The 26,690-nt window shown below is 72.3% G+C and carries 25 protein-coding genes and 3 pseudogenes; 15 read left to right on the top strand and 13 right to left on the bottom strand.

Going from position 1 to position 26,690, the window contains the following annotated elements; all coding sequences use genetic code 11:
- Window positions 1-2: 2 nt before the first annotated feature.
- From AC1QRC_RS00525 to AC1QRC_RS00505, 5 genes and pseudogenes are all read right to left on the bottom strand, one after another.
- A complete protein-coding gene (locus tag AC1QRC_RS00525) occupies window positions 3-815 on the bottom strand; it encodes a hypothetical protein (protein WP_484204940.1) in 813 nt (270 codons plus the stop codon).
- 63 nt (window positions 816-878) lie between these two features.
- Window positions 879-1,646, bottom strand: coding sequence for an ABC transporter permease (locus AC1QRC_RS00520; protein WP_484204939.1), 768 nt, complete (start codon window positions 1,644-1,646; stop codon window positions 879-881).
- Window positions 1,643-2,605 carry an ATP-binding cassette domain-containing protein gene (locus AC1QRC_RS00515; protein ID WP_484204938.1) on the bottom strand — a complete coding sequence of 321 codons (963 nt, stop codon included), beginning with the start codon at window positions 2,603-2,605 and terminating at the stop codon, window positions 1,643-1,645. Before AC1QRC_RS00515 ends, AC1QRC_RS00520 begins: the two co-directional genes overlap by 4 nt.
- An 85-nt stretch (window positions 2,606-2,690) precedes the next feature.
- Window positions 2,691-3,329, bottom strand: coding sequence for a hypothetical protein (locus tag AC1QRC_RS00510; RefSeq protein ID WP_484204937.1), 639 nt, complete (start codon window positions 3,327-3,329; stop codon window positions 2,691-2,693).
- A 155-nt stretch (window positions 3,330-3,484) separates the two neighbouring features.
- Window positions 3,485-3,985 (bottom strand): annotated as a pseudogene (locus AC1QRC_RS00505) (FAD-binding oxidoreductase); the annotation flags it as partial.
- Window positions 3,986-4,334: 349 nt separating this feature from the next.
- On the opposite strand from AC1QRC_RS00505, the gene AC1QRC_RS00500 reads away from it, so the two are divergent.
- The 4 genes and pseudogenes from AC1QRC_RS00500 (at window position 4,335) to AC1QRC_RS00485 (ending at window position 7,398) form a co-directional block, all read left to right on the top strand.
- Complete coding sequence (locus AC1QRC_RS00500; protein ID WP_484204936.1) at window positions 4,335-4,898, top strand: sensor histidine kinase; 564 nt, start codon at window positions 4,335-4,337, stop codon at window positions 4,896-4,898.
- Window positions 4,862-5,047 carry an ATP-binding protein gene (locus AC1QRC_RS00495; protein WP_484204935.1) on the top strand — a complete coding sequence of 62 codons (186 nt, stop codon included), beginning with the start codon at window positions 4,862-4,864 and terminating at the stop codon, window positions 5,045-5,047. The genes AC1QRC_RS00500 and AC1QRC_RS00495 overlap by 37 nt, the downstream gene beginning before the upstream one ends.
- Window positions 5,044-5,714, top strand: a pseudogene (locus tag AC1QRC_RS00490) (response regulator). The gene AC1QRC_RS00495 and the pseudogene AC1QRC_RS00490 overlap by 4 nt, the downstream one beginning before the upstream one ends.
- 181 nt (window positions 5,715-5,895) lie before the next feature.
- The gene (locus AC1QRC_RS00485) at window positions 5,896-7,398 is read left to right on the top strand and encodes an alkaline phosphatase (protein ID WP_484204934.1); all 1,503 of its coding nucleotides are present in this window, start codon (window positions 5,896-5,898) and stop codon (window positions 7,396-7,398) included.
- Window positions 7,399-7,420: 22 nt separating this feature from the next.
- On the opposite strand, the gene AC1QRC_RS00480 is transcribed toward AC1QRC_RS00485, so the two are convergent.
- Window positions 7,421-9,118, bottom strand: coding sequence for a PfkB family carbohydrate kinase (locus AC1QRC_RS00480; RefSeq protein ID WP_484204933.1), 1,698 nt, complete (start codon window positions 9,116-9,118; stop codon window positions 7,421-7,423).
- Between the two features lie 163 nt (window positions 9,119-9,281).
- On the opposite strand from AC1QRC_RS00480, the gene AC1QRC_RS00475 reads away from it, so the two are divergent.
- From AC1QRC_RS00475 to AC1QRC_RS00455, 5 genes and pseudogenes are all read left to right on the top strand, one after another.
- Window positions 9,282-10,277 carry a Gfo/Idh/MocA family protein gene (locus tag AC1QRC_RS00475; RefSeq protein ID WP_484204932.1) on the top strand — a complete coding sequence of 332 codons (996 nt, stop codon included), beginning with the start codon at window positions 9,282-9,284 and terminating at the stop codon, window positions 10,275-10,277.
- 18 nt (window positions 10,278-10,295) lie between these two features.
- Window positions 10,296-10,937: a transaldolase family protein gene (locus AC1QRC_RS00470; protein ID WP_484204931.1), complete on the top strand. Its 642-nt coding sequence runs from the start codon at window positions 10,296-10,298 to the stop codon at window positions 10,935-10,937.
- Between the two features lie 679 nt (window positions 10,938-11,616).
- Window positions 11,617-13,209: pseudogene (locus AC1QRC_RS00465) on the top strand (transposase).
- A gap of 153 nt (window positions 13,210-13,362) precedes the next feature.
- The gene (locus tag AC1QRC_RS00460) at window positions 13,363-14,019 is read left to right on the top strand and encodes an ATP-binding protein (protein WP_484206707.1); all 657 of its coding nucleotides are present in this window, start codon (window positions 13,363-13,365) and stop codon (window positions 14,017-14,019) included.
- Complete coding sequence (locus AC1QRC_RS00455) at window positions 13,907-14,305, top strand: ATP-binding protein (RefSeq protein ID WP_484206706.1); 399 nt, start codon at window positions 13,907-13,909, stop codon at window positions 14,303-14,305. The genes AC1QRC_RS00460 and AC1QRC_RS00455 overlap by 113 nt, the downstream gene beginning before the upstream one ends.
- 641 nt (window positions 14,306-14,946) lie before the next feature.
- Here the strand turns inward: AC1QRC_RS00455 and AC1QRC_RS00450 are convergent.
- From AC1QRC_RS00450 to xylB, 7 genes are all read right to left on the bottom strand, one after another.
- Window positions 14,947-15,744, bottom strand: coding sequence for a FadR/GntR family transcriptional regulator (locus AC1QRC_RS00450; RefSeq protein WP_484204930.1), 798 nt, complete (start codon window positions 15,742-15,744; stop codon window positions 14,947-14,949).
- A 99-nt stretch (window positions 15,745-15,843) separates the two neighbouring features.
- Window positions 15,844-16,659 carry a GntR family transcriptional regulator gene (locus AC1QRC_RS00445; RefSeq protein WP_484204929.1) on the bottom strand — a complete coding sequence of 272 codons (816 nt, stop codon included), beginning with the start codon at window positions 16,657-16,659 and terminating at the stop codon, window positions 15,844-15,846.
- Between the two features lie 9 nt (window positions 16,660-16,668).
- Window positions 16,669-17,292 carry a bifunctional 4-hydroxy-2-oxoglutarate aldolase/2-dehydro-3-deoxy-phosphogluconate aldolase gene (eda, locus tag AC1QRC_RS00440; RefSeq protein WP_484204928.1) on the bottom strand — a complete coding sequence of 208 codons (624 nt, stop codon included), beginning with the start codon at window positions 17,290-17,292 and terminating at the stop codon, window positions 16,669-16,671.
- Between the two features lie 53 nt (window positions 17,293-17,345).
- The gene (locus AC1QRC_RS00435; RefSeq protein ID WP_484204927.1) at window positions 17,346-18,266 is read right to left on the bottom strand and encodes a phosphotriesterase family protein; all 921 of its coding nucleotides are present in this window, start codon (window positions 18,264-18,266) and stop codon (window positions 17,346-17,348) included.
- Window positions 18,263-19,168, bottom strand: coding sequence for a shikimate dehydrogenase (locus tag AC1QRC_RS00430; RefSeq protein ID WP_484204926.1), 906 nt, complete (start codon window positions 19,166-19,168; stop codon window positions 18,263-18,265). Before AC1QRC_RS00430 ends, AC1QRC_RS00435 begins: the two co-directional genes overlap by 4 nt.
- The gene (locus AC1QRC_RS00425) at window positions 19,165-20,163 is read right to left on the bottom strand and encodes an NAD(P)-dependent oxidoreductase (RefSeq protein WP_484204925.1); all 999 of its coding nucleotides are present in this window, start codon (window positions 20,161-20,163) and stop codon (window positions 19,165-19,167) included. The genes AC1QRC_RS00430 and AC1QRC_RS00425 overlap by 4 nt, the downstream gene beginning before the upstream one ends.
- The gene (gene xylB, locus AC1QRC_RS00420; protein WP_484204924.1) at window positions 20,160-21,656 is read right to left on the bottom strand and encodes a xylulokinase; all 1,497 of its coding nucleotides are present in this window, start codon (window positions 21,654-21,656) and stop codon (window positions 20,160-20,162) included. The genes AC1QRC_RS00425 and xylB overlap by 4 nt, the downstream gene beginning before the upstream one ends.
- Before the next feature lie 158 nt (window positions 21,657-21,814).
- Here xylB and AC1QRC_RS00415 point away from each other — a divergent pair, with 158 nt between their 5' ends.
- The 6 genes from AC1QRC_RS00415 to AC1QRC_RS00390 all read left to right on the top strand — a co-directional run bounded on the left by AC1QRC_RS00415 (window position 21,815) and on the right by AC1QRC_RS00390 (window position 26,624).
- Window positions 21,815-22,420, top strand: coding sequence for a glucose-6-phosphate isomerase family protein (locus tag AC1QRC_RS00415; RefSeq protein WP_484204923.1), 606 nt, complete (start codon window positions 21,815-21,817; stop codon window positions 22,418-22,420).
- Entirely contained in the window at window positions 22,420-22,845 is a 426-nt protein-coding gene (locus tag AC1QRC_RS00410) for an RbsD/FucU family protein (RefSeq protein WP_484204922.1), read from the top strand. The genes AC1QRC_RS00415 and AC1QRC_RS00410 overlap by 1 nt, the downstream gene beginning before the upstream one ends.
- Window positions 22,846-22,917: 72 nt before the next feature.
- Complete coding sequence (locus AC1QRC_RS00405) at window positions 22,918-24,435, top strand: sugar ABC transporter ATP-binding protein (RefSeq protein WP_484204921.1); 1,518 nt, start codon at window positions 22,918-22,920, stop codon at window positions 24,433-24,435.
- The gene (locus AC1QRC_RS00400; protein WP_484204920.1) at window positions 24,432-25,253 is read left to right on the top strand and encodes an ABC transporter permease; all 822 of its coding nucleotides are present in this window, start codon (window positions 24,432-24,434) and stop codon (window positions 25,251-25,253) included. The genes AC1QRC_RS00405 and AC1QRC_RS00400 overlap by 4 nt, the downstream gene beginning before the upstream one ends.
- The gene (locus tag AC1QRC_RS00395) at window positions 25,204-25,587 is read left to right on the top strand and encodes a hypothetical protein (protein WP_484204919.1); all 384 of its coding nucleotides are present in this window, start codon (window positions 25,204-25,206) and stop codon (window positions 25,585-25,587) included. Before AC1QRC_RS00400 ends, AC1QRC_RS00395 begins: the two co-directional genes overlap by 50 nt.
- Window positions 25,584-26,624, top strand: coding sequence for a substrate-binding domain-containing protein (locus AC1QRC_RS00390; protein WP_484204918.1), 1,041 nt, complete (start codon window positions 25,584-25,586; stop codon window positions 26,622-26,624). The genes AC1QRC_RS00395 and AC1QRC_RS00390 overlap by 4 nt, the downstream gene beginning before the upstream one ends.
- Window positions 26,625-26,690 lie beyond the last annotated feature (66 nt).

Raw genomic sequence — 26,690 nt, 5'->3', positions numbered from 1 at the left:
GATCAGGGGGCGCCGGTGGCGTCCTCGTCGTCGGCCGGGTCGGTCTCGTCGGTGTCGAAGCCGCACTGCCGCTTCTCCATGTCGACCTGCAGGGTGAGCCGGGACTTGCCCGCGGCGTGGGCGTCGGCGACCGTGCCGGAATAGATCGTGTTGTCCTGGGACTCCAGGTTGACCGCCGAGGCCTCCTGGCACAGGTGGAACACCTCGCCGGCGCTGGTCCAGTAGACGAGGTCCTGCCCGGTGATCTCGATGACCGTCGCCGACTCCTCGGAGTACTGCTCCACCGACGGCGGGTCCCAGTCGATGCTGATCCACGTCGCGATGAGCGCGACGACGACGCCGACGGTGCCGGCGATCGCCTTGTCCTTCTTGTCGAGGTTGTCGTTGGCCAGGACCATCACGATCAGCGGCAGGAAGGCAATGATCGTGATGATCGCCCCGAGCTGGTTCTGCACGAAGAAGCGCACGGTGTCCTTGCGCTCCGCGGGATCCAGCCGGTTGGCCTTCTTCCACAGCAGCGAGCCGCCGATGGCGAGGCCGCCGATCAGCACGATCAGGCCGATCAGCAGCACCATGTTGACCTCGGCCTGGCGCAGCACCCAGACGATGGCCACCACCTCACCGGCGATCGCCAGGGCCCACAGCAGCCCCGCGACGAGGCGGAGGGTCCCGGCCTGCTTCCTGGCCTCGGGGGTGGCCTGCCAGGTCGACTCCCGCTCCGGCTCGGCGCCCGCCGGGGCGTCGACCCCGGTGTCGGCCGGTGCCTTCGGGGCGCGGACCACCTTCTTGCCCGAGGAGGACCTCTTCTCTGCCATGACTGCTCCCGTGACGTCGGCGTCGGTGTGCTTCGGCAGACCAATATGGCACGACCGGCGCCGTCAGTCGGCCTGGCGACGGTAGGCCAGGATGGCCAGCGGCACCAGCACGGCGAGGAAGATGCCGGACCACAGCAGCGTCATCATGACCGGCCCGGCGACAGGTCCGCCGAGCAGCAGCCCGCGGCTGGCGTCGATCGCGTGGCTGACCGGGTTGACGTCGGTCCACGCCTGGAGCCACCCCGGCATCGTCTCGGTCGGCACGGCCATGCCGGTGCCGAAGACGAGGGGGAAGGGCAGCATGAACCCGACGGTGCTCACCAGGACCTCATCGCGCAGCAGCGCCGCGACGAGCACGCTGAGCCAGCTCAGCGCGAACCCGAAGACCACCGCCAGGGCGACGGCGGACAGGGCCGACACCAGGCCCGTCTGCACCCGGAACCCCAACGCGAAGCCGAGCCCGAAGAGCACGACGATCGCCACGGCATACCGGATGCTGTCCCCGACCACCGACCCGATGAGCGGGGCGGCGCGGCTGATCGGCAGGCTGCGGAATCGGTCGAACACCCCCTTCTTCATGTCCAGCACGAGGGTCACGCCGGTGGCGGTCAGCCCGACCAGGACGGTGCTCAGCACGAGGATGCCGGGCAGCAGGTACTGCAGGTACTCCCGGGTCGAGCCGGCCACCGCGCCGCCGAAGAGGTAGACGAACAGCACGAGGAACAGGATCGGCAACAGGACGGCGTCGGCCAGCAGCTCGGGTTTGCGGCGGGTGCGGGTGACGCTGCGGCCGGCGAGCGCGAGGCTGTGGCGCAGCAGGGCTTTGTTCATGCGGGGACTCCAGTCGTGGGGTGCGGCGCCGGGGGGCGACCCGTGAGGGTGAAGAAGACCTCGTCCAGACCGGGCAGGCGCAGCGCGAGCTCGGCCACCCTCACCCCGGCCGTATGCAGTCCGTCGACGGCCGCGGCGAGGTCGCGGTCTCCCTGGGCCGGGGCGGTGAGGGTGCCGTCGTGGCGCCGCTCCGGCGAGTGGGCCAGGGTCCGCTGGAGGACCTCGGCGGCCCGCCCGAGCTGGTCCGGGTCGCGCGGGCGGACCACGAGGGTCTGCCCGCCGACCCGCTGCTTGAGGCCGGCCGGGGTGTCGTGGGCGATGACGCGGCCCTGGTCGATGACCGTGATCTCGTCGGCCAGCGCGTCGGCCTCCTCGAGGTACTGCGTGGTGAGCAGCACCGTGCGGCCCTCGTCGGCCAGGCCGCGGATGGTGCGCCACAGGTCCTCGCGCTTGCCCGGGTCCAGGCCCGTGGTCGGCTCGTCCAGGAAGAGGATGCTCGGGTGGCCGACCAGCCCGGCGGCGAGGTCGAGCCGGCGGCGCATGCCCCCGGAGTAGGTCGCGGCCCTCCGGTCAGCGGCCTCGGCCAGCCCGACCTCCTCCAGCAGCCCGGCCGCCCGCGCGCTGGCTTCGGCGCGCGACAGGTCCAGCAGGCGGCCGATGAGGACCAGGTTCTCCGCGCCGGTGAGGTCCTCGTCGACCGTGGCGTACTGCCCGGTGAGCCCGATCAGCCGGCGCACCCGGGCAGCGTCCCGACCCACGTCGAGCCCGGCGACGACGGCCCGGCCGGCGTCGGGGCGCAGCAGGGTGGCCAGGATCCGGATCAGGGTGGTCTTGCCGGCGCCGTTCGGTCCGAGCACGCCGAGCACCGTGCCTCGCCTGGCTCGCAGGTCGACGCCGGCCAGGGCCTGGGTGCTGCCGAACCGCTTGGTGAGTCCGTGGGTCTCGAAGGCGTAGGGCATGGGTTCCTCCCGGGAGGGGTGGGGGACGTCGCCAGTCGGGGCGTCCGGTGGGGGTGAAAGGCCGCCAGACGGCGCGTCCGGTGGGTTAGGCGAACAGAGCGGTGGGGTCGTACTCGGCGCGGAGGCGGGCCAGGCGGCGGGCGGCCCAGACCGGGTGGGAGGCCGCGGTGGCGGCGTCTCCGGTGGCGGACAGGAAGTTCAGGTACGAGCCGGTGCCCGCCTCCCGCAGCTGCGACCAGCCGGGGAGGCCGTCCAGGCTCGGCACCTCGCCGGGGGCCATCCGCAGCGCCGTGACCATGACCTCGGCCGACCGGTGGGCGAACGCCGTGGCGTCGGCCGGCGACCCGGGAGAACGCGCCGCCGAGGGCGCGCAGCGACAGCACCGTGCCGCCGCTGGCGTAGGCCGCGGCGATCGCGTCCAGCGCCGCGTCGTCCAGCTCCGGCAGCAGCGTGTTGTCGACGGCGACCCGCATCCCGGGCGGTGGCTCCTCGTCGGCCAGCACCTCGGCATACGGACGGGACGGCGACGTCGGCAGGCCAGCACCGTCCCGAGCTCCAGCAGCGGGCGGAGCACCTCGGCGGAGTCGGCCTCGGGGCCGGCGAAGCACAGGCCAAGCATCGCGGCGGCCGGGCGCTCGCCCATCGCGGGCAGCAGCGACAGGGTGGTGGTGAGCCGCTCGTCGGCGCCGCGCTGGGCGTCCCGCCAGGCGGCCGAGCAGCGCACGGGGGTCCTCGGCCGCGAAGAGCACCGTCCCGAACACCACGTCGGTCACCTCCTGGGCGCGGAAGTCGAAGCGGGTCACCACGCCCAGGCCCGGCGCCGCCACCGCGCAGCCCCCAGAACAGGTCCGGGTGCCGGTCGGCGCTGACCTGCAGGATCGCGCCGTCCGCGGTGACCACCTCGGCGCCGACGAGGTTGTCGATCGCCAGGCCGTGGCGGCGCACCATCCAGCCGATGCCGCCGCCGAGGGTGAGCCCGCCGACGCCGACGCCGGCCGTGTCGCCGGCGGTCAGGCCCAGGCCGTGCGGCTGCAGGGCCTTCGCGACCCGGCCCCAGCAGGCGCCGCCGTCGATCCGGACCAGGCGGGTGTCCGGCTCCACCTCGATGTGGTGCATCCGGCGCAGGTCGAGCAGCAGGCCCTCCGAGGGGGTGGAGAGGCCGGCCATGCTGTGCCCGCCGGCCCGCACGGTGAGCGGCAGGTTCCCACGCTCCCGGGCGTACCTGACCGCGGCGGCGACCTCCTGCGGCGGTGCGCGGCCGGACGACGAGGTCCGGCGTGCCCGGCCCGGCGAGCGTGGCGACGGCCTCGGCGTAGGCCGGGTCGCCGGGAAGCAGGACGCCGCCCGGGATCTCCCGGGCCAGGTGGGCGAGCAGGGTATGTCGTGTCCGCCGCGTCGGGAAGGGGCTCGACGTGGTGGGTCGGGTCGCGGTCTGTGGGGAGTCGTTTCTCATGACCTCCACGGTCCGCGTTCGGGGCCGCCGGGTCGTCGGCCCCGCGGGAGACACCTCGCGACGCGCTCCGGGCACGACCCCGGCCCACGGCATACGACGGTGGGAGCAGGTGAGGCGTACTCCGTAAAGAGGACGCGGCCGTGGGGGCGTGCTCACTACAGTCGAAGGATGCGCAAGGAACGGCCTGAAGACGGGCCTGTTCGTCAGCGGTTGGATCGTCTCCGCGCTCATCGCGAACGGCGGCCTTCCACGAGTGGCGGGGGCGGTTGGAGCGCCGTGCAGGACAAGCTCGCCGAGTCCGAACGGACCCGGGAGGCCGTCATCCAGCGGGTGGCCGCCGAGGAGCGGCTGCGGATCGCCCGGGAGCTGCACGACTCGCTGACGCACAGCATCTCCGTGGTCAAGGTGCAGTCCGGGGTGGCCGCGCACCTGGCCCGCAAGCGCGGGGAGGAGGTGCCCGAGTCGCTGCTGGCCATCCAGGAGGCCGCCGGGGACGCCGCCCGGGAGCTGCGCGAGACCCTCGGGGTGCTGCGGCGCGACACCGGTGCGGCGGAACGGCCGGCACGGGCTGGGGGACCTTCCGGCGCTGCTGGACCGGAGCCGTACGGCGGGGCTGGAGGCCTCGCTGGAGGTGACGGGGCACCCGCGGGAGGTGCCCGCCGAGGTCGACGGTGCGGCATACCGGATCGTGCAGGAGGCCCTGACCAACGTGAGCCGCCACGCGGGCGGGGCGAGCGCGCGGGTGCGGGTGGACTACGGGTCGGAGCAGGTCACCGTGCAGGTCGACGACGACGGGATCGGGCATGCAGGGGCCACAGTCCGGGTCCGGCCTGGGACTGATCGGTATGCGGGAGCGCGCCACCGCGCTCGGCGGTCGCCTCGTGGCGCAGGGTCGGCCGGGCAGGGGGTTCACCGTGCGGGCGGAACTGCCGGCGGTGCGGGCGGCCGACTCCGCCCCGGCCCCTGCCACACCCGAGGAGCCGCGGTGATCCGGGTCGTGCTGGTCGACGACCAGCCGTTGATCCGGACGGGCCTGCGGGCCCTGCTGGACTCCGAGGACGACCTCGAGGTGCTCGCCGAGGGTGGCGACGGCGCCGCGGGGGTCGCGCTGGCCGTCGAGCACCGGCCGGACATCGTGCTGATGGACATCCAGATGCCGGGGACGGACGGCATCGAGGCGACCCGGCGGATCGCGGCGCGCGAGGACCTGGCGGCGACGCGGGTGGTGATCCTGACCAACTACGGGCTGGACGAGTACGTCTTCACCGCGCTGCGCGCCGGCGCCGCCGGGTTCCTGGTCAAGGACACCGACCCGGCCGAGCTGCGTGCAGGGGCTGCGGGTGGTCGCCGAGGGCGACGCGCTGTTGTCGCCGGGGATCACCCGCACGCTGATCAGCGAGTTCGTCGCGCGGCCAGTCAGCGACGTGCGCGCCGGGGACGTGCGGCACCTGACGCCCCGGGAGCGGGAGGTGGTCGCCCTGGTCGGTCACGGGCTGAGCAACGACGAGATCGCCGAGCGCCTCGTGGTCAGCCCGACCACGGCCAAGACCCACGTGTCCCGCGTCGATGACCAAGGTGCACGCGCGGGACCGGGCGCAGCTGGTCGTCTTCGCCTACGAGTCCGGCCTGGTCCAGCCGCGGGAGGCACGCGGCTGAGGCCGGTCGGGCCCGGTCGCTTCGCCGTTCCCGACGCTCTCGCCGGGCAATCGCCTGGGGTGCAGCCCGATACGCAAGCGTCACGTGGTCGTCTCGGCCCGTGCGTGTCGTGTTCATCGCCTCGTTGACGGCGCGGGATGCGGTGGAGGTCGACATACCGACTCCTCTCGAAAGGGCCCCCATGACCTCCCCGTTCGCCGCACCGAGAACCCGCCGACGGGTGATCGCCCTCGCGGTCGCCGGCCTGGTAGCCGTCACCGGGACGATGGCCGCGGCCGACCCCGACGGGAACGGGTCGGAGCCCCGGGAGCAGGCCCGGCGCAACGTCATCCTGATCATCGGTGACGGGATGGGCTACAACTCCGTCGACATCGGCTCGCTCTATCAGCACGGTGAGGCGAGGTACCAGTCCCAGGAGGACAACCCGTTCCTCGCCGAGGACGGGAGCCCGTCGGTCCCCTCGCAGGTGTACCAGTCCTTCCCCACGCAGGTCGGGGTGGAGACCGGCTACGTGTTCAGCCAGTCCTACGAATCCGTCGACGCCTGGGCGTCGCCGGCCCACGCGACCCGGGCCAACCCCGTCGAACGGCTCAACGTCACCGACTCGGCGGCCGCCGCGACCGCGATGTCGACGGGGGTGCGGACCCGCACCGGCTACCTGGGCTGGGACCGGGACGGCGAGCCGCTGGTCGGCATGGTGGACGTCGCGTCCGAGCAGGGGATGGCGACCGGCCTGGTCACCACCGCGCGGTTCTGGGCGGACACCCCCGCCGGCTTCGTGGTGCACGGTGACGACGACGACCCCGAGGGGATCGTGGAGCAGCTGCTCTACCACGAGGAGCTCGACGTGCTGATCGGCGGCGGCCACCCGGAGTTCACCAACACCGGACGCCCCAAGGACGCCTACCACCGGTACGTCCCCGAGGCCGAATGGGCCGCCCTCAACGGCGGCGACGAGGTCCCGGGCCTGCCGGACTGGACCCTCGTCGACGAGCGCAAGGACTTCCGGGCGCTCGCCGCCGGGGGTGATGAGACGGCGGTGCCGGACAAGCTGCTGGGGCTGGCCCAGACCGACGGGGCGCTCTTCCACGACCGCCCGCTGCGGGCGGAGCGGCCGTTCGGGGACCCGATGGCGCCCAACATCGCCCGGCTGGACGAGCTGGCCCTGGCCAACCTCACCGTGCTGGACCGGGCCTCGGACGTCGGCTTCTTCACCGTGATCGAGGCGGCGACCATCGACTCGGCGGGCCACCACGGCCAGCTGGGCCGGCAGATCGAGGAGCAGGTCGCGCTCAACGACACGGTGGAAGCCACCGTGGACTGGGTTGAGCAGCACTCCAGCTGGGAGGAGACCACGGTGATCGTCACTTCCGACCATGAGACCGGCAACCTGTGGGGGGCGGGGACCCTGGAGAGCGGGGAGTTCCAGCCGATCACCGGGAGCCAGGGCCGACTGCCCGCGGCGGAGTACACCGACTTCACCGACGTCGACCCGGACGACCCGGCACAGGCCCCGCACTACCACACCCACCAGCTGGTGCCGCTGTATGCCAAGGGTCCGCTGGCGCCCCAGCTGGACCAGGTCGCCGTCGGTGAGGACCCGGTCCGCGGTGGCTACCTGCAGAACACCGACATCGCCGTCGTGGTGCGGGAGCACCTGGTTGAGGGTGGCTCGGAGGAGTAGGGGCCCGCTGGAGCCTCTCCGGTCAGTGGTGCCGCAGCGAGGCGTTCGCGGTGAGCTGGCCGCGGATGAAGGCGTTGGCGTGGGCGCCGAGCTCGGCACCGTCCTCCCACAGGTTGCGCCAGATGCCCAGGGCGCTGGTCAGCGTCGGGGAGACGACCGCCGAGGAGAAGGACTCGAAGACGATCGGGCCGTCGTAGCCGATCTGGTGCAGCGCGGTGAACAGGCCGGCGAAGTCGACGCTGCCGGTGCCGAGGTAGCCGCGGTGGCTCTCCCCGATGTGCACGTAGCTCAGCTGGTCCGCGGTCTCCAGGACGGGGCCGAACATCGAGGACTCCTCGATGTTCATGTGGTAGCTGTCCAGGTGCACCCCGACGGGCGGCTCGAGGCCGGCGACGAACTCCCGCGCCTGCCGTGCGGTGTTGAGCACGTTGGACTCATAGCGGTTGGTCACCTCGACGCTGACCGTGATGCCGGCCGCCGCGGCCCGGGCCGCGACCCGGCCGATCACCTCGCGGCTGTTCGCGATGCCCCCTGGGGTCGCCGGCTCCTGGTACTTCTGCATCGCGCTGTAGATCACGCCGCACAGGTGCTCCGAGCCCAGCTCGGCGAGCACGTCGACGGCCCGGTTGAGCAACTCCTCACCCGCGCGCACCCGCGCCGGGTCCTCGCTGCTGATGTCGGTCTCCGCGCTCAGCCCCAGGCTCCCGGTGGCCTCGAGCCCGTGCTCGTCGAGGGCCGCGCGGGCGGTCGCGGCGTCGAAGGTCGCCGGGTCCATCAGCGGGAACTCGATCAGGTCGAACCCCGCCTCCCGGGTCTGTGCGACCGCGTGCCGGATCCCGGCGGCGTCGTAGTCCCCGGTCCACACCAGTCCGTGGCACCCGATCCTCATACGGACTCCTCCGAGGGGAGCGGGGGCTGCGCGCCGTGGTGCAGCACGTTGGCGGCTGCGGCCTCCGCGGCCAGGGTCATCGCCCGCTCCCGGTCCTCGCCCCGGCACAGCGCGGCGGCCAGGGTGCCGCAGAAGGCGTCGCCCGCGCCGGTCGTGTCGACCGGGGTGACCGGTGTCGAGGGGCACCTGCAGGTCACCCCAGCGGGCACCCTCCGCCCCCAAGGTGGTGAGCAGCTCGGGGACCTCCAGGCCGGCGTCGGCCAGCAGGCCCGCCTCGTGCTCGTTGACCACGACCGGGTCGCAGAGCGCGAGCACGTCCGCAGGCAGCTCGGCGAACGGGGCCAGGTTGAGCACCACGCGGGCCCCGCGCTCGCGGCCCTGCCGGGCGGCGGCCGCCACCACGTCCAGCGGGAGCTCCAGGGGCATCAGGAGGACGTCCTCGTCGGTGAGGTCGTCGAGCCGTGCGAGGTCCGCCATCCCCATCCGGTGGTTCGCCCCGGGCGCGACGACGATCATGTTCTCCCCGTCGCGGTCGTTGTAGATGATGGCCGTCCCGGTCGGCGCACCCTCCACGATCTCCATGTGCGAGGTGTCCACGCCGAAGGACCGCAGCCGCTCGACATACTCCCGCCCCTGCGGGTCGTCCCCGACCTTGCCGACGAAGACCGACCCCGCCCCGGCCCGCGCCGCGGCGACTGCCTGGTTGGCGCCCTTGCCGCCGAACCGGTACTCGATGTCCCCCGACATGACCGTCTCTCCGCTGCGCGGGTGCCGCTCCATGGGCAGGTGCAGATCCTGACTGAGCGAACCGAACACGATGACTCTGCCCACGGGACTTCCTCTCCTCGCCGCCAGCCGGGGCCACTGCGCCCCGCGGTGGCGCCAGGTTATCCGATCTTTGGTGGGAGCCGGAGGGCGTCCCGGTGCGCTGCGGCGCCTCCCGCGACCGATAGCCTGGGTCCAGACATCCGAGGTCTTGGGAGAGGACGCTGCCATGAGTCGCACCACGTGGGGGATCATCGGGGCCGCCCGGATCGCCCGGGAGCAGGTCATCCCGGCCATCCGCAGGGCCGGGGCCGGCGAGGTCGTCGCCGTGAGCAGTGCCAGCGGCAAGGCCGGACCGTATGCCGAGGAGCTGGGGATCGCGCGGGCCTACGCCTCCCACGAGGAGCTGCTGGGCGACCCCGACGTCGAGTCCGTCTATATCGCCCTGCCCAACGGGGTGCACGCCGAGTGGATCCAGCGCGCCGCCGCTGCCGGCAAGCACGTGCTCTGTGAGAAGCCGCTCGTGCTGGGGCCCACCGAGCTCGAGGCGGTGGAGCGCGCCGCCGACAGCGCCGGGGTGGTCCTCGCCGAGGCCTTCATGTACCGGCACCACCCGCAGCTCGGCCGCTGTCCGCGGACCTGCTGGCCGACGGCACCCTGGGCGAGCTGGTCGCGGTCGAGGCACGGCTGCACTTCGAGCTGGACCGCACCGCCGGGGCTGGCGACATCCGCCTGGACCCCGCGCTCGGCGGCGGCAGCCTGCTGGACGTCGGGCTGCTACCCGGTCGACCTGTTCGGCCTGCTCACCGGCGCCGAGCCGGACGAGGTCGGGGCCGTCGCGGTGCGGGACGAGGAGGGTGGCGTGGACACCCGGTTCGCCGGCACCCTGCGCTACGGGGACGTGGTCGCCACCTTCGACTGCAGCTTCGACAGCCCGTTCCGCGGCACCGCGACCGTCATCGGGACCCGCGGGACGGTCACGCTGGCCGACGTGTTCCGCCCCGACCGGGTGGGCGGCGTCGGCGCGATGGTGCTGGAGACCGGCCCCGAGGACCAGACCGAACGGCGGGAGCTGACCGTCACCGGCGACCAGTACGCCGCCCAGGCGTCCGCGTTCGCCCACCAGGTCCGCGCGGGGGCGCGCGACGACGCGCACTGGCGACTGACGACATACACGACCCGCACCCTGGACCGGCTGGCCACCGCAGCCGGCCACACCCGCTGATCCCGGGAGGATCCCAGCATGGCGCTCTACATCGACTCCGCCGACCGCGCGCTCATCGAGCAACTGTGGCCCACCGGCGTGTTCCGCGGGGTCACCACCAACCCCACGATCCTGGCGCGGTCCGGGCTGGGCCAGCAGGACCTGCCCGACCTCTATGGCTGGCTGACCGAGCTGGGGGTGGGCACGTTCTACGCCCAGGTCGTCGGGACCACGCCCGCGGCGATGCTGGAGTCGGCGGCCTGGCTGCGCGGGCTGGGGCCGCTCGTGGTGAAGGTGCCCGCGACGTCCGCCGGCCTGCAGGTGGCCGGGACCCTGGTGCGCGACGGCGCCGAGGTGCTGCTGACCGCCGTCTATCACCCGGTCCAGGGGCTGCTCGCCCGCGAGCTGGGGGTCCAGGGCATCGCGCCGTACGTCGGTCGGATGAGCGACGCCGGCCGCTCGGGCGTGGAGTCGGTGATCCGGATGCAGCAGGCGATCGGGTCCGAGCCGACCCGGATCCTGGCGGCGTCGCTGCGCTCCGTCGACGCCGTCGCCGAGCTCGCCGCCGCGGGCGTGCCCGACTTCACCGTCGGCGAGGCGGTTGCCCGGGCCATGGTGGACGACGAGCTGTCGCTGCAGGCTGTCGAGGAGTTTGAGGCTGCTGCTGCCGGGCGCCTCTGACGCGCTGCGGTGTCCTCGTTGCGGTGTCCTCGTTGCGGTGTCCTCGTTGCGGGTCCTCGTGGTGAGGACATCGCAGGTCAGGCAGGGGGAAAGTGGACGGGCGCGGTCCGGGCTGCTGCTAGGGCGTCGTCGTGGGCGGGGCGGATCTCGTGTGTCATTTGGAGGGGGCTATAGGCCCCTTCATCCTCCACGCGAGTTTGAGCCGGTTGCCCGGGCGGGCTCTGGAGGTCCCGGAGTGTCCTCGTGGTGAGGACACTCGCCGTGGATGGGCCCGATCGGGTGTCCTCGTTTCGAGGACACTCGCCGTAGGTGGGCCTGCTCGGGGTGTCCTCGTTTTGAGGACATTGCAGGTCAGCCAGGGGAAAGCGGAGGGCCGGGGTCCGGGCGTTGCTAGGGCCGTCTCCGTCGCCGGGGTGGATCTCGTGTGTCATTTGGAGGGGGTTATAGGCCCCTTCATGTTCCACGCGAGCTGGGCCGGTGGGCTGTCGGCGGCCACGGCAGACTGCCCGGAGACGGCCAGGTAAGCTGCCCGGTGGCGGTCATGAGAACTGCCCGCTGACGGTCATGGGATCTGCCCGACACGACGTTCCGTTGCCTCGCCGCGTTCCCGCGGTTCGGGGCCCCTCCTCGGGTGCGATCGACGGTGCTGAAGCGCCCATCGCCCCTGAGGAGGGACAACGTGAAGTCTGCCGAGGAGATCATGGAAATTCTGGATGCGTTACGACCTGACCAGGTCGTTGCGTGACGCCGGCGAGCTGGCCGGGGTGCTCGCACCACACCGTCAAGCCCGTTACGTGCACCGCGCGTGCTGCCGGTGCGCCTGAGCTGGACCGGCCGGCGGCGCGTCCGCAGCTGATCGATGAGTTCTTGCCCAAGGTCGAGGAGTGGGTGGAACGCTCGCGCGGGAAGGTCCGCGCCGACGTCGCCCACGACAGGCTGCTCGCCCTGGGCTACACCGGCTCGGAGCGGACCACCCGTCGCGCGGTCGCGGCGGTGAAGAAGTCCTACCGGGCTCGGGCAGGTCCGGGTGCACCGGCCCTGGGTCACCGAGCCGGGCATGTGGTTGCAGTACGACTACGGCGACGGGCCCGGTCATCGACGGGGTGAAGACGGTGCTTGTTCGTGCGCGTGGCTGGCGTGGTCACGGTTCCGGGTCGTGCTCCCGATCCGGGACAAGACCGCCCCGAGCGTGTTCGCCGCGCTGGACGTCACGTTCCGGCGGCTGGGCGGGGTCGCCGACGTACGTGCTGACCGACAACGAGAAGACCGTGACCGTCGAGCACGTGGCCGGGATGGCGGTGCGCAACCCGCAGATGGTCGGCCTTCGCCCGCGCACTACGCGGCTCACGGTGCTGCACGTGTGAGCCGGCTGATCCCGGCGTCGAAGGGCGGGTCGGAGTCGACGGTGAAGGTCGCCAAGGCCGACCTGGTCCCGAAGGAGACGAACCTGCGGGGCGAGTACGCGTCGTTCGCCGAGCTCGAGGCCGCCTGCGCGGCGTTCGGCGAGAAGGTCAACAACCGCATTCACCGGGTCACGCAGGCGGGCCCCGGTGGAGATGCTCGCTGCAGGAACGCGCCCGGCTGCACGCACGGTCCCGCCGGCCCCGCACACGGTCGCGCTGGGCACCACCAGGGTACGTGCCGGCCAACAGCGCCGATGGTCACGTTCGAGGGCGGGCAGTACTCCGTCCCGCACACCCTGCTCGGGGCCAGAGCGTGTGGGTCAGCGGGTCCACGGCCAGCGGCGCCGGGCGAGCAGGTCGTCATCGTCCACGTCGGCGACCGACGGGCCGGTCGAGGTCGCCCGCCACGCCCGCGAGCCACCCCCGGCACGCCCGCGACTCGACGATGGAGCACTTCCCGCCCGCGCCCGCCCGGCGCCCTGGACCGCGCCAACCACGACGCAAAGCAGCGCCGCCGAGGCCGAGTTCCTCGCCCTGGGCGACGGGGCCAGGCTGTGGCTGACCGAGGCCGCCGCGGCCGGGCACCACGAAGATGCGGGTCAAGATGGCCGAGGCCGTCTCGCTGGCCAAGCTCTTCGACACCACCGAGGTCGACTGGGCCCTGGGCCACGCCGCCGTGCACGGCCGGTTCGCCGAGGCCGACCTGCCCTCGATCCTGGACCACCACGCCACCGAGCCACCGGTCAGGCTCGGCGAGCACCGCGCCGGCGAGGACCGCGTCCCTGACCCAGGGCACCGCCGGATGGGCCGCGCTCGGCCAGCACATAGCACCGCCGACAGGTCGCCACGAGCGCGAGGTGGCCTCATGAGCCCGACCACGACCACGGCAGGGCCGTCCCGACCCTCGGCGTCCCGGCGGCGGCGCCGCTGCCCGAGGACCTCGAGGCGCTGCTGCGCCGGCTGCGCCTGCCCCACATACGTCGCCATGCCCCCGAGGTCGTCGCCACCGCGAAGGCCCAACGCTGGGACCCCACCGGAGGTCCTCAAGAGCCCTGTTCGCCGAGGAGGTCGCCGGCCGCGACCGCTCCGCCCTGGCCACCCGCCGCACCGCCGCCGGGTTCCCCACCGGCAAGACCTTCGACGCCTGGGACCGGAGGCCCTCTCCTCGATCCCGGCGCCGACCCAGCAGGCGCTGCGCACCCTGGAGTGGGTGCACCCGCAAGGAGAACCTCGTCGTGTGCGGGCCCTCGGGCACCGGCAAGACGTTCCTGCTCGAGGCCCTCGGCCAGCAGGCCGTCGAGCAAGGCCTGCGGGTCGCCTGGTTCACCCTCGAAGACCTCGGCGTGCTGCTGCGCCGCCACCGCGCCGACGACACCGTCACCAAGGCCATCGCCCGCGTCCTGCGCGCCGACCTGATCGTCGTCGATGACATCGGCCTGCTCCCGGTCGCCACCGACGCCGCCGAGGGCCTGTACCGCCTCGTCGACGCCGCCTACGAGAAACGCTCCGTCGCCGATCAGCTCGAACCTGCACCCGGCCGGGTTCGACGAGCTCATGCCCAAGACCCTGGCCACCGCCACCGTCGACCGGCTCCTCCACCACGCCCACGTCTGCCAGACCAGCGGCGAGTCCGTCCGCCTCACCCAGGCCCTCGCCGGCCAGGGGGTGAAGTCCGTTGAGCACCTGAGCCCACCACGGGCCAGTGGTGGCCAGCCGCTGGGCAGATCCCATGGCCACCACCGGGCAGTCCTCGCTGACCGTCACCGGGCAGGTCTCACGACCGCCCCTGGGCAGTTCCTACTGGCCCTTGACAGTGGGCCGGGTGGGCTGTCGGCGTCCGGGGTGTCCTCGTTTCGAGGACATTGCAGGTCAGCCTGGGGAAAGTGGAGGGCGGGGTCCGAGTCGCTGCCAGGGCCGGCGCCATCGGCGGGGCTGATCTCGTGTGTCATTTGGAGGGGCCTATAGGCCCCTTCATGTTCCACGCGAGCTGGGCCGGTGGGCCGGGTGGGCTGTCGAGGTCCCGGGGTGTCCTCGTTTCGAGGACACTCGCCGTGGGTGGACCTGCTCGGGGTGTCCTCGTTTTGAGGACATTGCAGGTCAGGCCGGGGAAAGCGGAGGGCCGGGGTCCGGGCGTTGCTAGGGCCGTCTGCGTCGCCGGGGTGGATCTCGTGTGGCACTTGGAGAGGGTTATAGGCCCCTTCATGTTCCACGCGAGCTGGGCCGGTGGGCCGGGCGGGCTGTCGAGGTCCCGGGGTGTCCTCGTATTGAGGACACTCGCCGTGGGTGGGCCCGCTCGGGGTGTCCTCGTTTTGAGGACATTGCAGGTCAGCCTGGGGAAAGTGGAGGGCGGTCCGGGTCGCTGCCAGGGCCCTCGCCATCGGCGGGGCTGATCTCGTGTGGCACTGTGGAGGGGGTCATAGGCCCCTCCATGTTCCACGCGAGTGTGAGCCGGTGGGCCGGGTGGGCTGCCGGGAGGCTCTGATGTCCTCGTTTCGAGGACACTGGCGGGGCTCGGCATTCCGGGTGTCCGTCCCGGAGGTGTCCTCGTTTCGAGGACATTGCAGGTCAGGCCGGGGAAAACGGGCGGCGTGGTCCGGGCTGCTGCCTCAGCCCTCGTCGGCGCCACCCGCATCTTCCGCGCCTGCTGCGCCACCCGCATCTTCCGCGCCTGCTGCGCCGACCTCGTCAGCACTCGCTTCGGCCGCCTCGGCCGCGCGGTCAGCGAGCTCCTCGGTCGTCAGCGTGTGCCGCAACCACTGCTCGACCCCGCCGATGTGCACCACGAGGGAGGCCTCGGCCAGGGCGGGGTCGCGCTGCTCGAGGGCGCGGACGATGGCGCCGTGCTCGTCGATGGTGCGGGTGACGGCGTTCTCCTCGGTCAGGCCGCGCCAGATCCGGGCGCGGACGGTGCTCGCGGAGAGCCCGTCCAGCATGCCGACCAGGTAGTCGTTGCCGGACGCCTCGGCGAGCAGCCGGTGGAAGGTGAGGTCGGCTTCGACCAGCTCCTCCGCTCCCAGGCCCTCGCTGGAGGGGATCGCCTCCCACAGCGCCGCCACCTGCTCGTCGGTGATCCGGGTGGCGGCCCGGCGCACCGCGGCAGCCTCGAGCACCCGGCGCACCTCCATCAGCTCCAGCACACTGCTGTCCTGGTGCAGGTCGACCACGAAGGCCATGGCCTCGGTAAGCAGGGACGGCTTCAGGCTCGTCACGTAGGTGCCGTCGCCGCGCCGCACGTCCAGGACCCGGAACATCGTCAGGGCCTTGATCGCCTCGCGCAGCGAGCTGCGGGACAGGCCGAGCTTCTCGCTGAGCCCCTGCTCCGGCGGGAGACGGTCCCCGGGTCGCAACTCACCGGAGATGATCATCTCCTTGATCTTCACGATGGCCTGGTCGGTCAGCGACATGGCGCCATCCTAGAGGTCGGACGTTTTGGTGAGCGCCGGTCGCGACCCCGGGACTGGGCCTGCCGGGGCGGGGACGACCAACCTGTCCGGGCAGTACGCCTAGACCAACCGCACGACCGGAGCCGGCGGACGGCCGGCCTCGGAGCGGGTCAGGCTCACCTCGAAGCGCGACCGGTCGGCGCGGTGATAGGCGACGAACGTCTCGACCGGGGTGTCGTCGGAGGTGAAGCTGACGCTGGTCAGCTTCAGGACCGGGTCACCCGCGAGGATCTGGAGGTCCTTGGCCAGCTGTGAGTCGGCGCGCTGGGCCTCGACGACGCGGTCGCTGCGCACAATCTCGTGGCCGTAGTTCTCGTGCAGCAGGTGGTAGAGGGACTGCTGGGTGAAGTCCTGCCGCACCAGGTCGGGCGCGAGGGCGAAGGGCACGTGGCTGATGGTGTAGACCCAGGGCTCGGCGTCGACGAAGCGCAGCCGCTCCAGCCGCACGACGGCAGCGTCGGCCGCCACCCGGAGCCGCTGGCTGATGTCGGGCTCGGCAGGCTCGACGAGGATCTGGCGCACCTCGCTGCGCAGCGTGCGCCCCATCGCGTGGACGTCGTCGTAGAGACCGTGCACGTTCTGCACCAGGCTCTGCGAGGTGCGCGGGCTGGCCACGAAGGTGCCGCGGCCCTTGATCCGGTCCAGCACGTTCTCGCGGTGCAGCCCCGCCAGCGCCTGGCGCACCACAGGACGGGACACCCCATAGACGCGGGCCAGCTCGTGCTCCCCGTCGAGGCGGTCGCCGGGGCGCAGGGCGCCGCTGGTCACCTGCTCCCGGAGGATGTCCTTGAGCTGGTGGTAGTACGGGACCGACGACGTCTTGTCGATGGTCCGCGTCGGCGGCGTTGCCTCCCGATCTGGCTCCACGACGCCCATGATGTCCCCTCAGCCCCCCAACCGGGTCGCCGCGGCGGCCAACTCGGTGATGCGGCCCCAGTCGCCATCCCGCACAGCGTCTGTCGGGGTGAGCCACGAGCCGCCGACGCAGCCCACGTTGGGCAGCGCCAGGAAGTCGGGGGCATTCTCGGGGGTGATGCCACCGGTGGGGCAGAACCGCACGTCGGGCAGTGGGCCGCCCACGGCACTGAGGTATGCCGTGCCGCCGGCGGGGACCGCGGGGAAGAACTTCATCGCGGTCAGGCCCCGGTCCATCAGCGTCATCATCTCGGTCAGGGTCGCGGCCCCCGGGAGCAACGCCAGGCCCGTGGCGAGGGCGGCATCCAGCACCGGCGCGGGCGTGCCCGGAGTGACCAGGAACCGTGCCCCGGCGGCAGCGGACTGCTCGGCCTGCAGCGGGGTGGTGACCGTGCCCGCGCCGACCACGATCTCGGGCACCTCGGCGGCGATCCGGCGCACCCCCTCCAACCCGGCCTCGGTGCGCAGGGTCACTTCGATGACGCCGACGCCGCCCCGGGCCAGCGCCCGCGCCAGCGGCACCGCCGACTCGACGTCGGGCAGCACCACGACCGGGATCACGGGGGAGAGGGCCATCAGATCGGCCGGCGTCATCGGTGGGGTCTCCTTCAGGTCGCGGGACGGGTCGCGAGGGTGGGGTGCCGCGCTCACGGCGCCGGCTCCCAGGCCAGCCACCGCGCCGGGTTCGCCCGCAGCACCGTGTCCGTGACCTCGTCCCCGACGGCAGCCCGCACGCGCGGGACGAAACGGTCGAAGAGGTAGGCCAGACCCGGCATACCGCCGTATGCCGTGTAGCGGGACCGCCGGGCGACGTCACCCCCGAGCAGCACCCGTTCCGCACCGGCCGTGGCGACGGTCGCCGCGAGGCAGTCCACGAGGACCGAGTCGGGCCAGCGCTGGTGCCGGGCCGCGCCGTCGTAGCCCAGGTAGGTGCCCCGGGCGGCCAGGTCCGCATGCAGCCCGGGGTCGGGGTTGCGGTCGACGTGCGCCAGGGCCACCCGGTCGGCGGGGCACCCCTGGGCGGCGAGGAGGTCGAGCACCTCGTGGGCGGCGCTGCCGTGCTCCAGGTGCACCATGACCGGCACCCCGAGCTCGGCGGCGAGGGCACCGGCCGCCTCCAGGGCCCGGCGCTCGAACGGGCTGATGGACCACAGACCGACCCCGGCCTTGACCAGCCCGGCCCGCACGCCCGTGTCGTCCATCCCGGCGAGCAGCTCCTGCCGGAACCGGTCGTGCAGCGCCGCCGCGGAGGCCCGCAGGAGCGGGTCGCCGCCCCGGTAGTGCTCCTGACGGTGCACCCCCGTGGTGTGCACGACGTGCAGCCCGCTCGACCGGGCGATCCGGGCCACGGCGGCCGGGTTGCGGCCCAGACCGAGCGGGGTCGCCTCCACGACGGCGGCGGCCCCGGAGGCCCGCAGCGAGTCCGCCTCCGCGGCGCTGGCCGACTCGTCGTCGAGGTCGTCGTCGGGGAGCAGCCGCGAGACCTGGAAGAGGTGCTCGTGGTAGTCCGTGGGCCCGAGGTCGGCGGGGTCGATGTCGCCCAGCACCGTGCGCACGACCGCGGTCACGGCGTCGCCTCCCGGGCGGCGGCGGACAACTCGGCGACCAGCTCGGGCGTCATCGTCAGGTCGAAGACGTCGGCGATCACCTGGGTCCAGCCGTGGATGAAGTAGCGCCAGCCGTCGACCACGGTCAGGCCGCGTGCGTCCTGCTGGGCCTGGGCCTGCGCCAGGAACTCCAGGCTGCCGCGGTAGTTCAGCTCCCACACGACGGCGCCCTCGGGCAGCACGGTCCCCTGGGGCAGTGGGCTGCCTGGCCGGTCCTTGCCCAGGCCCGTGGCGTTCACCACCAGGCTGCCGGGCGGGAGCGCCTCCAGCAGCGTCGGCAGGTCCGCGTCCTCCACCCGCACGGTCCGCAGGTCGGTGTCCGGGGCGTGGTCGGCCACCACGGCGCGCAGGTGGTTTAGCCGCTCGGCGGAGACGTCGACGAAGGTCAGCGGGCCGGGCAGGTCGGGACGCCCGGCGAGGTACCAGCCGATGGCGGTGCCCGCGCCGCCCGCCCCCAGGCAGAGCACCTCGCCGCCGCCCGCGAAGTGGTCCTCCGCGAGGACCTCCTCCAGCGCGAGACCGGCGGTGATCGGGTCCTTGGCCGCCCCGGTCGTGCGCGATCCGCGGAAGGCGATCGAGGAGATCTCCCCGCAGGTTGCCGCGAACGGGTCCAACTCGTCGAACATGTCGCGCGCCGCCTCGTGCAGCGCGATCTTGTGGGTGGTCACCAGGGCGCCGACGCAGGCCGGGTCCTCGCGCATCTGCGTCATCGCGGCCCGGTATGCCGTGGGGTCGGCCCCGAGGGGGATGTCCAGTCCGACGAGCTCGGCGTCGAGCCCGAGGATGTCGGCCCAGACGGGGAAGATCCGCATGATCGAGGAGGCGCCGGTGGTGACGCCCACGAAGCGCATCCGGGCGGTCATCGGGTGGCTCCTGCGGGATGGACCGGGGGCCCGCCGGCGAGCACCGCCAGCACATCCTCGACCGCCATCGACCCCATCAGGTCGACGGCCTCGACCGTCTGGGCGCCGAGGTGCGGGGTGAGCACGACCCGGTCGGCCAGGTCGGGGTCGAGCAGCGGTGAGTGGCGCTCGGCGTCGGACTCCGTGCTCAGTGTGTCGGCGGCGAAGGCGTGCAACAGCCCCGCGCGGAGCCCGGCGGCGACCGCGGCCTCGTCGACCAGCGCGGCCCGGGCGGTGTTGACGACCACCTGCGCCGGGGCGCAGTCGGACACCCAGGCCCCGTCGACGACGACGTCCCCGCCCGGGGCGTGCAGCGAGACGAGGCCCGACTGGATGCGGATCTGCTCCAGGGACGCGGCCTCGTGCCCGGCGGCGCGGACGTCCTCGTCGGCCACGAACGGGTCGTGGACCAGGACCCGGCACCCCAGGGCGGCGAACCGCTGGGCGACCGCGCGTCCGATCCGGCCGAAGCCGACGACCCCGGCGGTGGACCCGGCGAGTTGCCGACCGCGGGTGACGCCCCAGTCGCCCGCGCGCACCCGGCGGTCGCCCGCGGGCACCGCCCGCAGCGCCGCGAAGGCCAGGGCGACGGCGTGCTCGGCCACCGCCTCGCTGTTGGCCCCGGGGGTGTTGCTGACCGGAATGCCCGCGGCGGCGGCCGCGGCGAGGTCGACCGCGTCGGTGCCCACGCCATAGCGGGCCACCACCCGCAGGCCCGGGGCCGCGGCCAGGTGCTCGGCAGTGACCGGGCCGGTCCCGGCGATCCAGGCGGCGGCACCCGCCAGCAGGGGCCTCAGCTCGGCCAGGTCGTGGTCGGCCGGTCCGCGCTCCACGCGAAGCCCGCCCGCCTCAAGCCGGCCGGTCAGGTCCAGGGAGCCGGAGGAGAAGGAGCGCGAGGTGACCAGGACGGTGCGGACGGCCCTGGCCCCGGACGAGGACGCGGTCGTGGTGCTCACCGGGCGCCCACCCGGGAGTCGAACCACGGCACCAACGACTCGTAGGCCGCGAGGAAGATCTGGTGCTGCTCGGGCGCCCGGGCGGCACGATCGGGGTCGGGGGTGAACTCGGCGGCGAGCTCGGACAGCGACTTGGCCACCTCGAAGTCCTCGACGAGGCCCGCACCGACGGCGGCGGTGACGGCGGCCCCCAGGCTGTTGGCGTCGGCCACGATGGTCCGCTGGCGCACCGGCACTTGCCAGACGTCGGCGAGCACCTGCATCCACACCTCGCTCTGCGCGCCGCCGCCGATGACGTCCACCCGGTCCAGCGCGACGCCACTGTCGGTGAAGGCACCCATGCAGGTGCGCAGGTTGAAGGCCACGCCCTCCAGCACCGCCCGGACCAGGTGGGCGGGGCCGTGGTGGCGCTGCAGCCCGGCGAAGGTCCCGGCCGCGTTGGCGTTCCAGTTCGGGGAGCGCTCCCCGAGCAGGTAGGGCAGGAAGAACAGGCCCTCGTCGGCGGCAGCCACCTCGGCCGCCTCCGGCAGCAGGCGGTCGTAGGCGTCCTTGCCCCCGCCGAACAGGTCCATCACCCAGCTCAGGCTCGCGCCGCCGGCCTGCATCGTCGCGGTCGGGACGAAGTGGTCCGGCACGACGTGGTTGAAGCTCATCGAGCGCATCTCGGGGTCGTGCAGCGGTTGCCGGGAGGAGCAGGAGATCCAGGAGGAGGACCCCAGGCAGGCGTAGGCGGCGTCCGCGGGCGTGATCACGCCGGCACCGACGGCGGCCATCGGCCCGTCGCCGCCGCCCAGCACGACCGGGGTGTCCACCGGCAGTCCGGTGGCGGATGCGGCATACGGAGTGAGGCCGCCGACGACGGTGGTGGACGGCACGATCGGCGGGAACAGGTCGGCCGACAGGTCCGCTGCCGCGAGCAGCCCGGTGGACCACTGCCCCGAGCCCTGGTCGAAGGCGTCGGTGCCGGAGGCGTCGGACGGGTCGGTGACCAGGGTGCCGGTCAGCCGGTGCACCACGAAATCCTTGGCGACGCAGACGTGTCGGGTGCGCTCCCAGACCTCGGGCTCGTGCTCGCGGACCCACATCACCTTGGCCAGCGTGTACGTCGGGTGGATGCGGTGGCCCAACTCCCGGTATGCCGTGTCCTGGCCGACCGCGGCGAGCAGCCGGTCCGCCTGGGGCTGGCTGCGGTGGTCGGCCCAGATGATCGCCGGCCGCGTCGGTCGGTGCTGCTCGTCGAGGAACACCGCGCCCATCATCTGGCCGGACAGGCCGACGACTCGGACCCGATCCGGCGCAATCCCGGTCTGCTGCAGCAGGCCACGGGTCGCATCGCCGACGGCGTCCCACCACCGCTCCGGGTCCTGCTCGGCGACGCCGTCGGGCCCGAACCTGGTCGGGTACTCCGCGGTGAAGGTGGCGACGGTGCGCCCGGTCTCGTCGTGCAGTGACGCCTTGTCTCCGGTCGTCCCGAGGTCGTGCGCGACGATCATCTGTGCGGCCGCCTGTTCCCAGAGGTTGGATGGTTGCGGTCCGAGCGTGCCCCTGTCATGACACCCTTGTCAAGGGGTTGTCATGACATCCGATTGGTTCTAGGGTGTGCCGCACTGCACCGCACCCGCGGCGCACCCCTGCGAGGAGGCCCGGCCCGATGACGAGCGCACCCCCCGATCCCGGTCGACTGACGGTCGGCCGCGACGGCAGCCTGGCGGGCGCGACGGGCAGCTATACCAAGCGTCTCGGCGACATGGCGGGCGTCTACCGCGACAGGGCCGCCTACGCCGAGGAGGTGGCGCGGCGCGGTGCCGATGCCGTGGTCTACACGGTCCAGGAGCACCGCAACGTCGAGGACGACGGCGCGCTCATCATCGGCACCAGCACCCTCCTGCCGGGCCGCGTCGGCGAGGAGTATGCCGTCACCCGGGGTCACCTGCACGCCCGCCCGAACCGGGCCGAGCTCTACCACTGCCTCAGCGGCAGCGGGGTGATGCTCCTGGAGACCGTGGACGGGCGGTCCGAGGCGGTCCCGCTGACCGCGGGCGAGGCCGTGCACGTGCCCGGGCACTGGGTGCACCGCAGCGTGAACACCGGCGATGAGCCGTTCGTCACCCTGTTTTGTTACCCCGCCGACTCCGGGCAGGACTACGCGCTCATCGAGGACGCCGGCGGGATGGCCGCCCTCGTCGTCGACGACGGCGCCGGCGGCTGGACCACCCGCCCCAACCCCGACCACACCGGTTACCCACGGAGGACCTGATGCTCAAGAACGTCGACCCGCTGCTCACCGGCTCGCTGCTCCACCTCCTCGACGAGATGGGCCACGGCGACGTGCTCGGCCTGGTGGACCGCAACTTCCCGGCCTACCGCTACCAGGTCCCCGTCGTGGACCTGCGGGGCGCCGACACCGAGGCCGCCGCCCGGGCGCTGCTCAGCGTGTTCCCCCTCGACGGCTTCGTGCCCTCGCCGATCTGGCGGATGGAAATTGACGACGAGCCCGAGCGGCTGACCGAGGCGACGACCGCGCTGGGGCGGCTCGCGGCCGACGCCGAGGGGGCAGAGGTCACGATCACCCCGGTCGAGAGATTTGACTTCTACGCCCAGGCGAAGGGCGCCATGCTCTTCATCCAGACCGGCGAGACCATCCCCTACTCGTGCTATCTGGTGCAGAAGGGTGTTGTGTGACGGCCGGAAGGCCGTAGGATTCCGTCAGACGTAGGATGTTTAGCACGGTCTTCGACGAGGAAGGTGAAGTGTGTGGCTCAGCTCCTAGAGATCCGAGAGGTCTCCAAGGGCTTCCCCGGTGTGCAGGCGCTGCAGGGTGTGAACCTCAGCCTGGACCGCGGCGAAGTGCTGGCCCTGGTCGGTGAGAACGGCGCCGGCAAGTCCACGCTGATGAAGATCCTGTCCGGCATCTACACCAAGGACACCGGGTCCATCAGCATCGACGGCCAGGAGGTGGAGGTCGGCGGGCCCAAGGACGCCCAGGAACTGGGCATCAGCATCATCCACCAGGAGATGAACCTGCTGCCCCACCTGACCGTCGGGCAGAACATCTACATCGGCCGCGAGCCGCGCACCGGCCCGTGGCTCAACGAACGGGCGCTGCGCCGCCGCACCAAGGACCTGCTGGACGGACTCGGCATACGGCTGCGGCCCACCGCCACCGTGGGTGACCTCACCGTCGCCCAGCAGCAGATGGTCGAGATCGCCAAGGCGCTCTCCTTCGAGTCCACCAAGATCCTGGTGATGGACGAGCCGACCTCGGCGATCAGCCTGGCCGAGACCGAGGTGCTCTTCAGCCTCATCGAGTCGCTGCGGGACCGCGGCGTGGGCATCGTCTACATCTCCCACCGGATGGAGGAGCTGCGCCGCATCGCCGACCGGGTGACCGTGCTGCGGGACGGGCAGTATGTCGGCACCCGGGAGATCGACGAGGTCACCGACGAGGAGATCATCGCGATGATGGTCGGTCGCGAGCTGGTCGGCCAGCAGGGCGAGCGGCAGGAGGTGCAGCGCAACCCCGACGACGTCGTGCTGTCGGTGCGGGGGCTGTCCACCAAGAACCTGCTGCAGGACGTCTCCTTCGACCTGCACCGGGGCGAGATCCTCGGGTTCGCGGGGCTGATGGGCGCCGGCCGCACCGAGACCGCCCGGGCCATCATCGGGGCCGACCCGATCACCGACGGGACCGTCGCCGTGCACGGCCGCGAGGTGCGGATCAGCGGTCCGGACCAGGCGGTGCGGCTCGGGATCGGCTACCTGCCGGAGGACCGCAAGCGGCACGGGCTGATGCTCGAGCAGGACGTCGCGTTCAACATGCTGATGTCCTCCCTGGGCAAGGTCCGGGGGCCGCTGGGCTTCCTCAACAAGGGCAAGGGCCGCTCCGTGACCCAGTCCTACATCGACTCGCTGCGGATCAAGACGCCGTCCACCCGGGCGCTGGTGAAGAACCTGTCCGGCGGCAACCAGCAGAAGATCGTCATCGGCAAGTGGCTCGCCCGGGACTGCGACGTGCTGATCTTCGACGAACCCACCCGCGGCATCGACGTCGGCGCGAAGGAGGAGATCTACAAGCTGCTCAACGAGCTGGCCGACCGCGGCAAGGCGGTCATGGTGATCTCCTCCGAGCTCCCCGAGGTGCTGCGGCTCTCCCACCGCATCGTGGTGATGTCGGAGGGGCGGGTCACCGGGTATCTGGACAACGACGAGGCAGATCAGGAGAAGGTGATGGTGCTGGCCACCAAGAACATCGACGAGGACGTGGTCGCATGAGCAGCTCGCAGCCCCCCGCCGGGCAGGACCTCGAGCCGCGGTCCGGTGCCACGCCCGATCCCGGCCACGTGGCCACGGCGTCCTGGCGCGGCCGGGTCGGTCAGGGTCTCCAGCAGTTCCTGGCCTTCGGCACCCTGATCGCGCTGGTGCTCTTCTTCTCCATCGCGAACTCGAACTTCTTCACGATCAGCAACCTGACCTCGATCCTGCTGGCGACGGCCGTCATCGGGATCCTGGCGGTGGGCACCACCTTCGTGATCATCACCGGCGGCATCGACCTGTCGATCGGCACCGGGATGACGCTGTGCTCGGTGGTCACCGGGTTGCTGCTGACCAACATGGGCCTGCCGCTCGTGGTGGGCGTGCTCGGCGGCATCGCCTTCGGGGCGCTGATCGGGCTCGTCAACGGGTTCAACGTCACGATCCTGGGGTTGCCACCGTTCATCGCCACCCTGGCGATGATGATGATCGCCGAGGGACTGGCCCTGGTGCTGTCCGGGGTGCGCCCCATCTACCTGTCCGCCGTCCCCGGCTTCCAGCAGATCGCGCTGGGACAGTTCATCCCCCGGATCCCCAACGCGGTGCTCATCCTGTTTGCCCTGGCGCTCGTGCTCGGCATCGTGCTGACCAAGACCGTGCTGGGCCGGATGACCTACGCGATCGGCAGCAACGAGGAGGCCACCCGGCTCTCCGGCATCAACACCCGCCGCTGGCTGCTGAGCATCTACGCCCTGGCCGGGCGCCTGCACGGGCCTGGCCGGGGTCGTCATGGCCTCCCGCCTCAGCTCGGCCCAGCCGCAGCTCGGCATGGGCTATGAGCTGCAGGCCATCGCCGCGGTGATCATCGGCGGCACCTCCCTGCTCGGCGGGCCGCGGCACGATCCTGGGCACCCTGATCGGTGCGCTCATCATGAGCGTGCTGATCAACGGCCTGCGGATCATGGCGGTCCAGTCCGAGTGGCAGACCGTCGTCGTCGGCGTCGTGGTGCTCGTCGCCGTCTTCGCGGACAACCTGCGCAAGCGTCGCGCAGAGGGGGGTGGGCACGCATAGCGAATCCGGGCCGTCCACGACATACGCCACGACAACAGCACACCAACCCACCCCTGACGCCCCTCCCGGGGCATCCCACTTCTGCAAGGGAGCAGATATGAAGCACAGCAGAATGACCCTCCTGGCGATCGCGGCCGCGACCGCGCTCACCCTCTCCGCCTGCGGCGACTCCGGCGAGCTCGTCGAGGACCCCGGTGCCGAGGAAGAGGGCGGCAACGCCGGCGGCAACGAGGGCGGCTCCGAAGGCGGCGCCGAGAACGGGGAGTACGACATCGCCCTGGTCTCCAAGGGCTTCCAGCACCAGTTCTGGCAGGCCGTCCAGTCCGGCGCCGAGGAGAAGGCCGAGGAGCTCGGCGTCACCGTCACCTTCGACGGCCCGGCCTCCGAGACCGAGATCGACGCCCAGCTGCAGATGCTGCAGAGCGCGATCGAGCGTCAGCCCGACGCCATCGGGTTCGCCGCCCTGGACCCCGAGGCCTGCGTCCCGCTCTACGAGCAGGCGGAGGAGGCCGGCATCCCGGTCGTGGAGTTCGACGCCGGCTGCGACGAGTCCGACTACGCGGTGAACATCTCCAAGACCGACTCCCTAGTCGCCGGCGCGCTCGCCGGTGAGCACATGGCCGAGCTGATCGGTGGCGAGGGCAAGGTCGGCATCGTCGCCCACAGCCAGATCAACAGCACCGGTGTGGAGCGGCGCGACGGCTTCATCAACTACATGGAGGAGGAGTACCCGGACATCGAGATCGTCGACATCCAGTACGGCGACGGTGACCACCTCCAGTCCGCGGACATCGCCAAGACGATGCTCGCGGCCCACTCCGACATGGCGGGCCTCTACGGCACCAACGAGGGCTCGGCCATCGGCATCGTGAACGCCATCAACGAGCTCGGCCTGTCGCCGGGTGACGTGACCGTCGTCGGGTTCGACTCGGGTCAGGCGCAGATCGACGCCATCAAGAGCGGCGTCATGGCCGGCCTGGTCACCCAGGACCCGGCCGGCATCGGCCGCGCCACCGTCGAGTCGGCGGTCGCGACGATCGAGGGTGAGGACGTGGACGAGGAGGTCGACACCGGGTCCTACTGGGTCGACGAGTCCAACGTTGACGACGAGGACATCCGGGCGATGCTCTACGAATGAGCCGGTGACCGTGGCGTGAGCCGGTGACCGTGCGCGTGGCGGGCAACTCCCGTCGCTAACGGGGCT

This window comes from Ornithinicoccus sp., assembly GCF_057176825.1.
Note: the sequence above shows the minus strand (reverse complement) of the source record. Positions and strands in the feature narration are given on the sequence as shown.